This window comes from Xanthomonas sp. NCPPB 3174, assembly GCF_056725205.1.
This window is the reverse complement of record NZ_CM161517.1, coordinates 3,858,655-3,872,174: the sequence shown is the minus strand read 5'-3', so window position 1 is coordinate 3,872,174 and position 13,520 is coordinate 3,858,655. Positions and strand designations below refer to the sequence as shown.

Below are 13,520 nucleotides of genomic sequence, written 5' to 3'. Positions count from 1 at the left end.
ACCAGCCGCGGGGACGATCGGAAGCGTCGAATGCGGCTGCATTGTTCCTATGACTATCGCAACCTTCTATTGCGGGCTGTCGGCCGTTTTTTTGAAGAAACGAAAAGAAGTCCGAGGCATTTCTCTGGCAAGAAGGATGGTTCGCTCATGTCCATCTTGCTTGCAGAGAGAAGAATCAAGTACCTATGCTGGGTCGCGCATTTATCGCCAATAAGGAGGCTCGCGTGTCGATAACGGAAGGTAGGGGTGGGGACATGGGAGCGGCTGGCGTCATCGCGCAGCTGCGCAGGCAAAATCGAATTCTGAAGATTTTTTCGGCTGTGGCGCTCGCCCTTCCTTTGACGCTCATGCTGATGGGCGCCCGAGGCGCTGGCAGCAAGCAGGTATTTTCCGAAATCGATGTCAAGCGCATCAATATCGTCAACGAGGACGGGTCCAGGTCCATGGTGTTGGCCGCCCGCGGTTTGCTGCCCGATCCAGTGATGGGCGGGAAGGTCATGAAAACCGAGAGGAGCAACATGCCCGGAATGCTGTTCTATAACGGCGTGGGCGACGAGGTCGGCGGGCTCATCTATGACGGCAGTCTCGGTCAAGATGGAAAGCCCAGTGGCGGCGTGCATCTTTCGATGGATCGGTTCGGCGGAGATCAGCAAATCGCCCTGCATCACTACGAGGAGGGCGGCTTCATGGAAACCGGCCTTTCCGTATTCGATCGCGGACTCTCCAAGCAGTACGAAGGGCTGTATGAAAAGTATCTGGCGGCCCCGAATGGGCCGGAGAAGGATGCGCTGTTGAAGCAGTGGAAGGACGCGGGTGGTGAGCAGACGCAGAGACTCTTTGTCGGGCGTACTCGCGGAAAATCGTCTGCGGTGATTCTCGCGGACGATTCCGGAAATCCCAGGATCATCATGTCCGTCACGCCTGCTGGAAAGGCATCGTTGGATTTTATTGATGACAAGGGTGACGTCGTCCAGAGTCTCCCGGAAACCCCCGTCGTGAAGAAGTAGTGGCATGATTGATACCGGCCATGGAGTTGCCGGAGTGGTCTGGTGTCTCGCTGGAGTAGCCGGGCGCGATGCCTGATCGCGTGCGTACGGGGTGGCGGCGCATCGGCATCCACGCCATCACTCGGTGGATTTGGATAGCCGCCGATTCCAGTGCGCGCCGCCGTTCGGCCTGCAGTTTCATTTCACGTCGAACAGAGCGCGCACTGCATGCAGCCTGGCCCGGGGGACGCATGGACTGCCCCAGGACGCCGGTGACTTCGTCTGGTGTATGGAGGCCGCCTATGGTTCGCTGGCTGATCAACTGGTCGCTATCCGCTTCGAACAAGCTGGGCGACCCGGCGCAGCGGCTGGGCTGCCGCCGTAGTGACTGGCTTCGGCCGCCTTGCAGGATCGCGTGTGTGAGCTGAACCGCATTGCGCGATGCTCACCCGCCGCGAATGTGGGGCTGCCGATACTGCGGCGCCCGGCCTGCCCCCGTATGGCCGCTTCCCCTCACGAGGAGACCCGCATGAAGATCCTGATGGTGCTGACGTCGCACGACCGTCTCGGCGACACCGGCCACAAGACCGGCTTCTGGCTGGAAGAATTCGCCGCGCCGTACTACACGTTCAAGGATGCCGGCGCCGAGATCACCCTGGCCTCGCCCAAGGGCGGGCAGCCGCCGCTGGACCCGAAGAGCGATGCGCCGGATGCGCAGACCGAGGCCACCCATCGCTTCAAGGACGACCCGGCGGCGCAGCAGCAGTTGGCGAGCACGCAGACCTTGGCGTCGGTGCGCATGGAAGATTACGACGCGCTGTTCTACCCGGGCGGCCACGGCCCGCTGTGGGATCTGGCCGAAGACCGCGACTCCATCGCGCTGATCGAAGCGTTCGCGCGCGCCGGCAAGCCGATCGGCTTCGTCTGCCATGCACCGGGCGTGCTGCGCCGGGTGAACGCGGCCGATGGCGCGCCGTTGGTGAAAGGCCGCCGCGTCACCGGTTTCACCAACGGCGAGGAAGCCGCGGTGGGCTTGACCGACGTGGTGCCGTTCCTGGTCGAGGACGAACTGCAGCGGCTGGGCGGCAACTACAGCAAGGGCGCCGACTGGGGCGTGCACGTGGTCGAGGACGGTCGCTTGGTCACCGGGCAGAACCCGGCCTCGTCCGAGGCGGCGGCTGAGGCGTTGCTGGGATTGCTGCGCGGTAAGTGAGTAATCACCGATCGCGAGGATGGCGAGGCCAACTTGCCATCACGGCACAAGGGGTGCTTCGGTTCCTGGTGATGGCGCAGCGCTTGAAGGTCGCGTTGATAGCCCGCCTTGTAGTGCTCCACTAAACGCACCCTTGCTCCGTCATTCGTAGGAGTGGCTTCAGCCGCGACGGGCGTTCCCATTGATGCCGGTCGCGGCTGAAGCCGCTCCTACAACGCACACCTGTGCCGCCGGATGCCAGGCAGGCTTTACGCTTGTGGGAGGGACTTCAGTCCCGACTGCACGCACTCGCAAGCGCAGATGCAACGCAGCGGCGCTGATCGGCACCGCTGCTGTTTTCGGCTCAGTTGCGCCGCCACCAGCGCAGGCCGTACGCGGGCAGGATGCCATCCCAGTGCACCAGCGTTGCCGGATCGTTGCCGCCATCGGCGATGGCGTGCCAGTCGCCTGCTCCAAGCGCATCGGCGACCTCCACCGCAACCGGCTCCGCACTGAAGTTGTACACCGCCACGAACGCCTCGCCGCGCGCCAGCCCGAGCAGGGCGGGATTGCCCAGTGGCATCGCGCGCAGCGGCTGGTCGGAGGCCAGCGCCGCGGTGGCGGCACGTGCGGCGATCAACCCGCGCAGGCGGGTGTAGACCTGGCCGGGCAGGCTGCCGGTGTCGTGGCGTTGCGCCGCGCGTGCCCAGTCCATGACCGGGCGGTGCAGCCAACGGCCTTCGTGCTGGCGTAGCGGGTCGTGGCGATAGTCCTCGTCGTTGCCCAGCGCCAGTTCGTCGCCCATGTACAACAGCGGGATGCCCGGCATCGCCAGCGCCACCGCGTACAGCAGCAGCAGGCGGCGCACGCCCAGTTCCAGCGCGTCGCTGTCGCTGGCGGCCAGCGCCGCGGCGATGCCAACCAGCGCAGCGCTCATGCCGTTGCTGCCGTGCACGCCATCGCCGCTGCTCTGGAAGGCTTCGCCGCGCGCGTAGCTGTCCGCGGTGCGGCCGGCGTAGAACTGGGCGGTGCGCGCCAGCGCAAACGGCGCCACGCCATCGCCACCGGCGGCTTCGCGCTGCAGCACGTTCCAGCCGATGTCGTCGTGGCAGCGCACGTAGCTGAGCCAGCCGCAGGCCGGCGGCAGCGCCGGCGTGTGCGCGATCGCGGCCTGCACGATGTCGCCGCGCTGCTCGGCCAGCGCCACCCAGCCGGCCGCCATTAGCGTGCTGTGGTAGGCCAGGTGACATTCGTGGCCGCGCGCGGCGCCTTCGCCGAAATACGGCGGCAACTGCGCCATCGGCACGATCGCCTCGGCCTTCAGTAGCACCGCCGGCGCCAGGATGTCGGTGAGTGCGCGCAGCGCCTGCAGGATGGTGTGCGCCTCCGGCTGGTTCATGCAGTCGGTGCCCGGGCGCTTCCACAGGTAGGCGGTGGAATCCAGGCGGAACACCTCCACGCCCAGATTGGCCAGCTGCAGCAGCGCCAGCGCCATGTCGCCGAATACTGCCGGGTTGCTCCAGTCCAGATCCCATTGGTAGGGGTAGAACGTGGTCCACACCCAGGCGTCGGCTTCCTGCACCCAGGTGAAGTTGCCCGGGGCGGTGTGCGGGAACACCTGGCCCAGGGTGCGCTCGTAGGCGTCCGGCACGCTGCGGTCGGGGAAGTGGTGGTAGTAGTCCAGATGCCGCGCGTCGCCGCGCTTGGCCGCCAGCGCCCACGGGTGATCGTCGGCGGTGTGGTTGAGCACGAAGTCGGCGCACAGGCTGATGCCGGTCGCGCGCAGGCGTGCGGTCAGTGCCGCCAGGTCGGCGGTGTCGCCCAGCCGCGGCTCGACCTGGCCGTAGTCGCTGACCGCGAAGCCGCCATCGTTGTCGCCAGCGCGGGCGCGCAGGAACGGCAGCAGGTGCAGGTAGCGCACGCCCAGTTCCTGCAGGTAGGGCACACGTTCGCCGACGCCATGCAAGGTGCCGGCGAAGCGGTCGACATAGGCGCTGTAGCCGAGCATCGCCGGGGTGGCGAACCAGTCGGGCGCGCGCTCGGCATCGAGCTGGCGCAGCGCCGACGGCCGCGCGTTGGCGGCGGTCGCCAGTTGCGTCAGCCACTGCGGCAACCACTGCGCGAAGGCCGGATGCGTGCCGTATAGCGCATGCAAAGGCGCCAACAGACGCTCGCCGTGGCGCTGCAGCCGCGGCAACAGTGTGGCGGCGACATCCGGATGCAGATGCGCCTGCCACAGGGTGTGGGCGAGCGCGGACAGTGCGGAAGGAGCGGGTGCGGTCATGGGGGGCTTGGCCGCGCCCCGGGCGGGGCGCGGATGTGCGGTCCTCGTCAGAAGTCGTAGCGCAGGCTGATGCTGGAGGTGCGGCCCGGGATCGAGCGCGCACGGATCACGCCGGAAGCCGCGTCGGCGATCGACGCTTCCTCCGCTTCGGTCAGGCCGAAGGTGTTGAACAGGTTGTTGACGTTGAGCGAGACGGTCAGCGCATCGGTGATGCGGTAGTCGCCGAACAGGTTGACCTGGGTGTAGCCGGGCATCTTCAGCTGGTTGCTGTCCTGGGTGTAGGCCGAACTGGTGCCGATCGCGTTGACGCCGACCTGGTAGCGCTCGCCGCGATAGCTCGGCGTCAGCTGCCACACGAAGCGCGCCTGCCGACGCGGCGTGTTGCCGGCGTTGGCCGGGGTGATCTGGTCCTTGTCGATGGTGGCATCGGTCCAGGTCAGGCCGCCGTTGAGGTTGAAGCCACCCGCGCGGTACGCCGCTTCCAGCTCCAGGCCATGCGCCTTGTAGGTACGGTCGAAGAAGCGCTGGGTGGTGGCTTCGTAGTTCTGCTCCTGGGTGCGCGCGGCGAAGGCGGTGGCGAACAGGCTCAGCCCGCCGCTGCGCCACTTCAGGCCGCCTTCGAGCTGCTTGACGAAGTTCACCGCCTCGTTGGAGGAGACCGAGCCGTCGTCGCGGACCACGCCGAACAGCAGGCGGTCGGCGTTGGCGCGGGCGCCGCGGCTGTAGCGCGCGAACGCGGCCAGGTCGTCGTTGAGCATGTAGTTGCCGCCGAACGAATACGACAGGTAGTTCCAGTCGTAGCGCACCGGCTTGGGGTTGGCGTAGTCGATGGTCGCCACGCTTTGCTCCGGCGCCTCGATCACGCCGTCGCCGTTCACGTCGACGTTGCTGGCCAGCAGGCCGCCGGCGGTGTTGCCGCGCGCGCGGCCCATGTCGTAGCGCAGGCTGCCGTCCAGGCTCAGCGGACCCTGGTCCCAGCTCAGCGCCAGGTACGGCGCATTGATGTCGTAGCGCACGTCGTAGTGACGGGTGACGTCCAGGCCCCAGTACGGCACGCCGTAGGCGTACAGGCCGTCCTGTGAGCGCAGGCTGCCGTCGGCGGCGACCACGTCCAGCAGCCGCGCACGGTGCCCAAGCGACTGCACGTAGGAGTTCCAGGTCCAGTCCACGTCGATGGTCTGCCGCGAGGTGTACCAGCCGGCCTTGAGGTTGAGGTTGCCGCCGTCGCCGCTGCCGAAGTCGCGCGCCAGGCTGACGTCGTTGACCGCGTTGCCCAGGTCGTTGAGGTGCACGTTGAACAGATGCGTGCGCAGCGCCAGCCCGGTGTAGGCCTGGCCGGCGTTCGGGCCGTCGACGTAGCGCAGGCTGGCACCGGCGCCGCCGATGCTCGCCGCCAGCGCGCCGGCATCGGCGACCTGCGCGGGGAACGGCGAAACGAAGCGGCCGGAGGTATCGGCGATGCGGAACTTGTCGGTCAGGGTCCAGCCGCCGCCGATGTCGAACTGCGCCTCGGCGCCGAACGCGCGCGACAGCGGATGCATGCCATCGCCCAGTACCACCCGCGAGGGCTTGTTGCGGCCATCGAGGGTGGCGCTGCTGCGAAAGTACGGGCTGTACAGCGTGTCGGTGCCGGGATCGAAACCGTCGATGCTGCCGAAGTGCGGCGAGCCGTCGCTGCCGCTGACCCGCGTGGGCACCGGCAGGTAGCCGGCGGCGCGGTCGTTGAGGTATTTGGCATAGATACGCACGTAGCCGTTGTCGAACAGCCGGGTCAGGTTGGCCTTGAGCTGGCCGCCCTTGTCGGTGGTGTAGCCGGCGTCGCGCACGCCGTCGCCGCGCCGGTAGAAACCGCCGACGTTGAACTGCCAGTGCTCGGCGAACGGTGCGCCGTAGTCGAAGTCCAGGCGGGTGTTGTCGTAGCCGCCCAGGCCGCGGGTGAGGCCGACGCTGCCGCCGGCGGTGTCGCCGGTCTTGCTGATGAAATTGATGATGCCGCCGGGCGAGTTGCTGGCGAAGGTGGACGCCGAGCCGCCGCGGATCGCCTCGATGCGCTCCAGGCTGTAGTCGGCGCGCAGGAAGATGTCGGCATTGCCGAAGGCGATGTCGCCGAACTCCAGCACCGGCAGGCCGTCTTCCTGCAATTGCAGGAACTTGGCGCCGCCCGAGGCGACCGGCAGCCCGCGCACGGCGATGTTGGCGTTGCCTTCGCCGCCGCTGGATTCGGAGCGGATGCCGGGGATGTTGCGGAAGATCTCGGCGGTGCTGCGCGGCGCCGACTGTTCGATCGCCTCGGCGCCGACGGTGCTGACCGAGACGCTGGACTTGAGCTTGCTCTTGGGCGTGGCGGTGCCGGTGACGAAGACCGAGTCCAGGCTGACCACGTCGCCCTGCGCCGCCGGGGCGTCGGCAGCGGCGGGTGTGGCCTGTTGCGCGAGCGCAGCCGGTGCGGACAGCGCCGCGGCGACGGCCAGGGCCAGGGTCTGCAGGCGGATCGAAGGGTGATGCATCGCTGTCTCTCCCGAAGCGAAGTGGTGCAGTGGGTGGCGGCGCGCCGCTGCCGGAACGGGCAGGGCGCGGCGCGGTCGGTGGGTGCGGCGGCGTACAGATACGGCTGTCCGCAATCGATTGCAATTTGCAGTGCAGCAAATCCACCAGGGGCGCTTACGCCAACCTTATCGTTGGGAGATCGAAGCATTCTGCATGGTGCAGCGCAGCGTTACAAACGATTGCAGGCGCGGCGACACTCCGCTCCGCCGCTGCGGCACGCCTCCCGCGTGCCCGACCCGCCCAGGCCGATGCCGATGCTCATGCGTTCCGATCGCCCCCTGCTTCCGCTCTCGCGCGTGCTGGCGCTCAACGCCGGTTTCTTCGGCGTGCAGTACAGCTTCGGGCTACAGCAGAGCAACATGAGCCCGATCTACAACTACCTGGGCGCCGACCACGCCAACCTGCCCTACCTGTGGCTGGCCGGCCCGATCACCGGGCTGGTGCTGCAACCGGTGGTCGGCGTGCTCAGCGACCGCACCGTGACCCGCTGGGGCCGGCGCATGCCGTACATGGTGGTGGGCGCGCTGGTGTGCAGCCTGTGCCTGCTGACCATGCCCTTCAGCGTGGCGCTGTGGATGGCGGTGGCGCTGCTGTGGATGCTGGATGCGGCCAACAACGTGGCGATGGAGCCGTACCGCGCGCTGGTCAGCGACGTGTTGGCACCGCCGCAGCGGCCGCTGGGCTACCTGACCCAGAGCGCGTTCACCGGCCTCGGCCAGACCCTGGCCTATGTCACCCCGCCGTTGCTGGTGTGGCTGGGCATGAACCAGGACGCGGCCAACGCCCACCGCATTCCCTACGTCACCATCGCCGCGTTCGCGATCGGTGCGGGATTCTCCGCCGCCTCGATCCTGCTCACCGCGCGCAGCGTGCGCGAGCCGGTGCTGCCGGCGGCGGAATTGCAGCGCTTGCGCAGCGCCGCGGTCGGGCCGCTGGCGACGTTGCGCGAGATCGTCGACGCGGTGCGGCAGATGCCGCCGACGATGCGGCAGATGGCACCGGTGATGCTGTTCCAGTGGTATGCGATGTTCTGTTACTGGCAGTACATCGTGCTGTCGCTGTCGACCACGTTGTTCGGCACCACCGCGGCCGATTCGCACGGCTTCCGCGAGGCCGGCCTGGTCAACGGGCAGATCGGCGGCTTCTACAACTTCGTGGCGTTCCTGGCCGCGTTCGCGATGGTGCCGGTGGCGCGGCGGTTCGGCCCCAAGGCCACCCACGCCGCGTGCCTGGTCGCCGCCGGCGTCGGCATGTGCGTGCTGCCGTCGATCCACGACCGCTGGCTGTTGCTGCTGCCGATGCTCGGCATCGGCCTGGCCTGGGCCAGCATGATGGGTAATCCCTACCTGATGCTGGCCAACAGCATCCCGCCCGAGCGCACTGGCGTGTACATGGGCCTGTTCAACCTGTTCATCGTGCTGCCGATGCTGATCCAGATCGTGACCCTGCCGCTGTACTACGACAGCCTGCTGCAGGGCGATCCGCGCAACGTCATTCGCCTGGCCGGCGTGTTGATGCTGTTGGCGGCGGTGGCGATGTTGTTTGTGAAGCGTCGGGATTCGGGAGTAGGGATTCGGGATTCGTAAAGCGGTGAGGTCGGGATTCGAGAGTCGGGATTGGAAAAAAGCCGATTCAGCGAGTGTACCCGCAGTGCGCGCGTCCTGGCTTTTGCGAATCCCGAATCCCGAATCCCCAATCCCGGCCCCTCAAGCCGACTCCCGCACCACCAGACTCACCGGCATCTCCACCGAGTCCACCGGCGTGCCGGCGATCAGGTTCAGTACGCCGTCCACCAGCAGGGTGGCGGCCTGGGCCAGGTCCTGGCGCACGGTGGTCAAGGGCGGCTGGCTGTAGGCGGCTAGGGGGATATCGTCGAAGCCGACCAGGGCGATGTCCTGCGGCACGCGGTGGCCGGCTTCGATCAGGGCGCGGATCGCGCCCAGGGCGATCACGTCGGAGGCGGCGAACACCGCATCCGGCGGCTCGGTCTTCTTCAGCATCGCGCGGGTCAGGCGGTAGGCGTCCTCGCTGAGGAAGTGGCTGCGCGCGTGCAGCCGCGGGTCGAACGCCAGGCCATGCGCGTCGAGCATGCGCCGGTAGCCGGCGAAGCGCGGTGCCACTTCCGGCAACTGCTCGTCGCCGAGGAAGGCGATGCGCCGGCGGCCGTGCTCGATCAGGTGCGCGGTGGCCAGTTCGCCGCCGCGCAGGTTGTCGCTACCCACGCTGGCATAGGCCTGGCCGTCGATGCGGCTGCCCCACACCAGCATCGGCAGGCCGCCGCGCGCGGCGGCGTCCAGCGAGGCGTGTTCGTGGCTCTGGCCGAGCATGATGACGCCGTCGGCGCGGCTGTTGCGCGCCAGGTCCTCGACCCAGTGGTCCTGGTGCTGGTCCAGCTTGGACAGCAGCATGCTGTAGCCGCGCGCGGTCAGCGCGTCGGCCAGCAGCGCCAGCATGGTCATCATGAACGGGTCCGACAGCGGCTGTTCGTGCGCGTGCATCAGCGGCACGGCCACGCAGACGATGTTGGAACGCCGCGAGCGCAGGCTGCGCGCCACCGGATCGACCCGGTAGCCGGCATCGCGGGCGAGTTGCTTGATGTAGGCGCGGGTGCGTTCGGCGACCACCGGGTTGTCGGCCAGCGCGCGCGAGACCGTGGATTCGGAGACGCCGGCCATGCGCGCGATGTCGGCCATCTGCAGGCGCGCGGCGGGCGCGCCGGATTCGGGTTTGTCGGACATGCGGAGCGGGCGCGACGGACGAAGCGGAACCGGCAGTGTATGCCAGGCGCGCGTCGCGGCGCTGCGCATGGCTATGGCGTGTCATCAATTCCCGAGCGGCCCTTCGGGTTGGGCCTGGCAGGCGCGGCATAATCGGGAATTGGTGACACGCCCTAAGCCATATGCAGGCCGCCGTTGACCGCGTAGTCGGCGCCGGTGACGTAGGCGGCCTCGTCCGAGGCCAGCCAGGCGCACAGCGCGGCCACTTCCTCGGGCTTGCCGAGCCGGCGCAGCGGCACCGAGCTGGCCAGGCGGTCGAGCACGTCCGGCGGGAAGCCGCTGATCGCCGCGCTGGCGATGTAGCCGGGCGACACCGTGTTGACGGTGACGCCGCGCGAGGCCACTTCCTGCGCCAGTGCGCGGCTGAAGCCCTGCATCGCCGCCTTGGCGGTGGCGTAGTTGATCTGCCCGATCTGGCCCTTCTGCGCGCTGACCGCGCCGATGTTGACGATGCGGCCCCAGCCGCGCGCGGTCATGCCGTCGACCACCTGCTTGGTGATGTTGAACAGCGCATGCAGGTTGCTGGCGATCACCGCCTGCCAGTCCTCGCGGCCCATCTGCCGGAACAGCATGTCGCGACTGCCGCCGGCGTTGTTGACCAGCACGTCGATCTCGCCGACCTCGGCCTTGACCTTGGCGAACGCGGCCACCGTCGAATCCCAGTCGGTGGCGTTGCCCTCGGAGGCGATGAAGTCGAAGCCGAGCTCGCGCTGCTCGCGCAGCCACGCCGACTTGCGCGGCGAGTCCGGCCCGCAGCCGGCGACCACGGTGTGGCCGTTGCGCGCCAGCTTCTGGCAGATTGCGGTACCGATGCTGCCCATGCCGCTGGTGACGTAGGCGATTCTGAGGGTCACGTTGAACTCCTTCGGAGTTGGGAATCGGGATTGGGGAGTCGGGATTGGATGGGCGCGCGGGCAGTGGCTGTTACGAATCCCCAATGCCCAATCCCCAATCCCGGGCGGCGCTCACTTCGCCAAAGGAAACAGGCCGAACAACAACCCGCCGCCCATCAACACCAACGACACCAGCACCGCCCATTTCAGGGTGAAGCGCTGGTGGTCGGCGAAGTCGACCTTGGCCAGGCCGACCAGCAGGTAGGTGGACGGCACCAGCGGGCTGAGCAGGTGCACCGGTTGCCCGGCCAGCGAGGCGCGGGCCATTTCCACCGGGGTGATGCCGTAGTGGCTGGCGGCGTCGGACAGGATCGGCAGCACGCCGAAGTAGAAGGCGTCGTTGGACATGAAGAAGGTGAAGGGCATGCTCGCCAATGCGGTGATCACCGCCAGGTACGGGCCCCAGGCGTCGGGGATCACCGCCAGGAAGCTGCGCGACATCGCCTCGACCATGCCGGTGTTGGAGAGGATGCCGGTGAACACGCCGGCGGCGAAGATCAGCGACACCACCGACAGCACGTTGCCGGCATGGTTGACCAGGCGGCGGCGCTGCTCGGCCAGGTTCGGGTAGTTGATCAGCAGCGCCAGCGCGAAGCCGATCATGAACAGCACCGGCATCGGCAGCACGCCGATTACCAGCGCGGCCATCAGCGCCAGGGTCAGTACCAGGTTCACCCACAGCAGCCGCGGCCGCTTGACGTCCTCGGCGTCCTCCACGGTGGGCAGTGCCTCGCCGTCGTCGGCCACGCTGCCGTCCATCCAGGCATCGCCGGGCAGCGTCACCACGCCCAGGCGGCGCCGCTCCTTCATGCCCAGGTACCAGGCCAGCACCAGGATGCCGGCGATCGCCAGCGCCATCGCCGGCACCAGCGGCACGAACACGTCGGCCGGGTCCACGTGCAGGGCGGTGGCGGCGCGTGCGGTGGGGCCGCCCCACGGCGTCAGGTTCATCACACCGCCGGCGAGGATGGTCACGCAGGTCATGTTCAGCGCGTTCATGCCGAGGCGGCGGTACAGCGGCAGCATCGCCGAAACCGTGATCATGTAGGTGGTGGAGCCATCGCCGTCGAGCGAGATCAGCAGCGCCAGCACCGCGGTGCCGACCACGATCTTCATCGGGTCGCCCTTGACCAGGCGCAGGATGCGCCGCACCAGCGGGTCGAACAGGCCGGCGTCGATCATCACCCCGAAGTACAGGATCGCGAACATCAGCATGACGCCGGTGGGCGCGATCTTCTTGATCCCCTCCAGCATCATCTCGTTGATGCCGGTGCCGAAGCCGCCGGCCAGCGCGAACACGATCGGGACGATGATCAGCGCGACCAGCGGCGACAGCCGCTTGCTCATGATCAGGTACATGAAGGTAATGACCATTCCGAAACCGAGCGCGGTCAGCATGGAAGTTCCTTGGTGGTGCGGGGGAAGAGGCGTTGCGGTTTTTGTAAGAGCGGCGTCAGCCGCGACAGGCCGGCATCGGAAGGATCTGTCGCGGCTGAAGCCGCTCCTGCAGAGGAGCGGAGGACTCAGAAGTCGTACTGGAAACGACCGGTAATCGCGCGGGTATGGTCGAGCGTGGTCCCGGCCAGGTGATCGCGGTTGCGGCTGTCGATCAGATTGAGCATCAGCCGCAGGTTCGGCTTGATGTACCAGTTGCCGGCCAGCGTCCACGACGCGGTGGAAGCGTCGAGCAGATCGGGCTGCCCATCGCGGTGCTGCTCGCCCCACATGCGGTCGTAGCGCAATGCCAGTTCGAAGGCGCCATATTTGTGGTTGACCTGCTTGATGCGGGTGAAGCGGCCGGTCTTGCCGTCGTAGCGGCGCGATTCGCCGGTGGCGAACCAGCTGACGAAGCCATAGGCCGCCATCACGTCGGCACGCTGCGCGCCGTCGTCGAACAATCCGCCGCTGAACTCGCCCTGCCACGACAACGGTCCGCGCACCTGCGCGTATTCCAGCGACCACTTGTCCACGTCGGTATCGCGGCCGTCGGCGAAGCGCGCCAGGGTGACGCGGCTGTCGTCGGACAGATGCCCGGCCGGGCGCGGGCGGATGCTCAGCGCGGGCGCACCGCCGGCGCCGGGATGGTCGTAGTGCTCGTGCGCCAGCGACAGGCCCAGGTGCAGCACGTCGCCGTCGCGCGCGCCTGGCGCCCACGTGCCGCGGCCGCCGAACGCGTGGCCGCGGGTGTTGGAGACGTCGATGCTCTGCAGGCTGTAGACGCTGGCGGCCCAGGTGTAGTCGGTGCCCGCGGCCTGCCACGACACCGCCTTGCGGTACAGCGGCGCCAGCGTGCTGGCCGCGCCGCTGCGCTCCAGGAACTGGCCGAAGTTGGAGCCGGTGCGGTCGTCGAGGGTGAAGTACTGCTTGAACTGACCCACAGTAAGCGTGCCGGCGCCGAACTTGCGGGTGATGTAGACGTCCTTGGCCTCGATGCCCTTGCCGTTGAAGTCGTCCTGCAGCCCGGCGAAATCGCCTTCGACCTTGTAGCCGAAGCCGAAGAACTTGCCGGACACGTCCAGCCACAGCCGGCGGATCTCGGTGTCGTCGGGATTGGGCGTGCCGCGATTGTCGTTGTCGAAGTGGGCGAAATCCCAATGCAGGCGCCCACCGAGCTCGGCGGTCACCGGGCCGTCGTCGTCGCTGGCGGCGCGCGCCGATCCGGCCAGGCACAGCAACGCGCAGGCGCTGCCCAATGTCAGAGTCTTCAGTTCCACGTCCCCTCCCAGGTGCGTGTCGCAGCGATTGGATCGGCCCGCCAGCAACGGCCGCGGACCGGCATGGACGCAGCCTAGTCGGGCGTAGCTGTCAACGACCTGTCGGGAAGGCCGGGATTGGGGATTC

9 protein-coding genes are annotated in these 13,520 nt (G+C 67.8%); 3 read left to right on the top strand and 6 right to left on the bottom strand.

Annotated features, from left to right (window positions below; genetic code table 11):
* The first annotated feature begins 185 nt into the window (after positions 1 to 185).
* Together AC1PK7_RS16665 and AC1PK7_RS16660 are read left to right on the top strand one after the other, a co-directional pair.
* Positions 186 to 1,007, top strand: a complete 822-nt coding sequence (locus AC1PK7_RS16665) for a hypothetical protein (protein WP_481098854.1) — start codon at positions 186 to 188, stop codon at positions 1,005 to 1,007.
* A gap of 508 nt (positions 1,008 to 1,515) precedes the next feature.
* Positions 1,516 to 2,199: a type 1 glutamine amidotransferase domain-containing protein gene (locus AC1PK7_RS16660; protein ID WP_481098853.1), complete on the top strand. Its 684-nt coding sequence runs from the start codon at positions 1,516 to 1,518 to the stop codon at positions 2,197 to 2,199.
* Between the two features lie 343 nt (positions 2,200 to 2,542).
* Here the strand turns inward: AC1PK7_RS16660 and AC1PK7_RS16655 are convergent, their stop codons facing one another.
* Positions 2,543 to 4,462, bottom strand: a complete 1,920-nt coding sequence (locus AC1PK7_RS16655; RefSeq protein WP_481098852.1) for an alpha-amylase family glycosyl hydrolase — start codon at positions 4,460 to 4,462, stop codon at positions 2,543 to 2,545.
* A 47-nt stretch (positions 4,463 to 4,509) separates the two neighbouring features.
* The gene (locus tag AC1PK7_RS16650) at positions 4,510 to 6,969 is read right to left on the bottom strand and encodes a TonB-dependent receptor domain-containing protein (RefSeq protein WP_481098851.1); all 2,460 of its coding nucleotides are present in this window, start codon (positions 6,967 to 6,969) and stop codon (positions 4,510 to 4,512) included.
* Between the two features lie 300 nt (positions 6,970 to 7,269).
* Between AC1PK7_RS16650 and AC1PK7_RS16645 the strand changes: the two genes are divergently transcribed.
* Positions 7,270 to 8,595 (top strand): MFS transporter, encoded by a 1,326-nt coding sequence (locus tag AC1PK7_RS16645; RefSeq protein ID WP_481100917.1) that lies wholly within the window; start codon positions 7,270 to 7,272, stop codon positions 8,593 to 8,595.
* Positions 8,596 to 8,715: 120 nt separating this feature from the next.
* On the opposite strand, the gene AC1PK7_RS16640 is transcribed toward AC1PK7_RS16645, so the two are convergent.
* The 4 genes from AC1PK7_RS16640 to AC1PK7_RS16625 all read right to left on the bottom strand — a co-directional run bounded on the left by AC1PK7_RS16640 (position 8,716) and on the right by AC1PK7_RS16625 (position 13,393).
* Positions 8,716 to 9,747 (bottom strand): LacI family DNA-binding transcriptional regulator, encoded by a 1,032-nt coding sequence (locus AC1PK7_RS16640; protein WP_481098850.1) that lies wholly within the window; start codon positions 9,745 to 9,747, stop codon positions 8,716 to 8,718.
* A 152-nt stretch (positions 9,748 to 9,899) separates the two neighbouring features.
* A complete protein-coding gene (gene phbB / locus AC1PK7_RS16635) occupies positions 9,900 to 10,640 on the bottom strand; it encodes an acetoacetyl-CoA reductase (RefSeq protein WP_010344527.1) in 741 nt (246 codons plus the stop codon).
* Between the two features lie 111 nt (positions 10,641 to 10,751).
* Entirely contained in the window at positions 10,752 to 12,077 is a 1,326-nt protein-coding gene (locus tag AC1PK7_RS16630; RefSeq protein ID WP_481098849.1) for a CitMHS family transporter, read from the bottom strand.
* 125 nt (positions 12,078 to 12,202) lie between these two features.
* Positions 12,203 to 13,393, bottom strand: a complete 1,191-nt coding sequence (locus AC1PK7_RS16625; RefSeq protein ID WP_481098848.1) for an OprO/OprP family phosphate-selective porin — start codon at positions 13,391 to 13,393, stop codon at positions 12,203 to 12,205.
* Between the last annotated feature and the right edge of the window lie 127 nt (positions 13,394 to 13,520).

Coding starts and splice junctions, on each gene's coding strand:
- AC1PK7_RS16655 (WP_481098852.1), bottom strand. CDS start 4,462: ATGACCGCACCCGCTCCTTCCGCACTGTCCGCGCTCGCCCACACCCTG.
- AC1PK7_RS16665 (WP_481098854.1), top strand. CDS start 186: ATGCTGGGTCGCGCATTTATCGCCAATAAGGAGGCTCGCGTGTCGATA.
- AC1PK7_RS16630 (WP_481098849.1), bottom strand. CDS start 12,077: ATGCTGACCGCGCTCGGTTTCGGAATGGTCATTACCTTCATGTACCTG.
- AC1PK7_RS16645 (WP_481100917.1), top strand. CDS start 7,270: ATGCGTTCCGATCGCCCCCTGCTTCCGCTCTCGCGCGTGCTGGCGCTC.
- AC1PK7_RS16660 (WP_481098853.1), top strand. CDS start 1,516: ATGAAGATCCTGATGGTGCTGACGTCGCACGACCGTCTCGGCGACACC.
- AC1PK7_RS16650 (WP_481098851.1), bottom strand. CDS start 6,969: ATGCATCACCCTTCGATCCGCCTGCAGACCCTGGCCCTGGCCGTCGCC.
- AC1PK7_RS16640 (WP_481098850.1), bottom strand. CDS start 9,747: ATGTCCGACAAACCCGAATCCGGCGCGCCCGCCGCGCGCCTGCAGATG.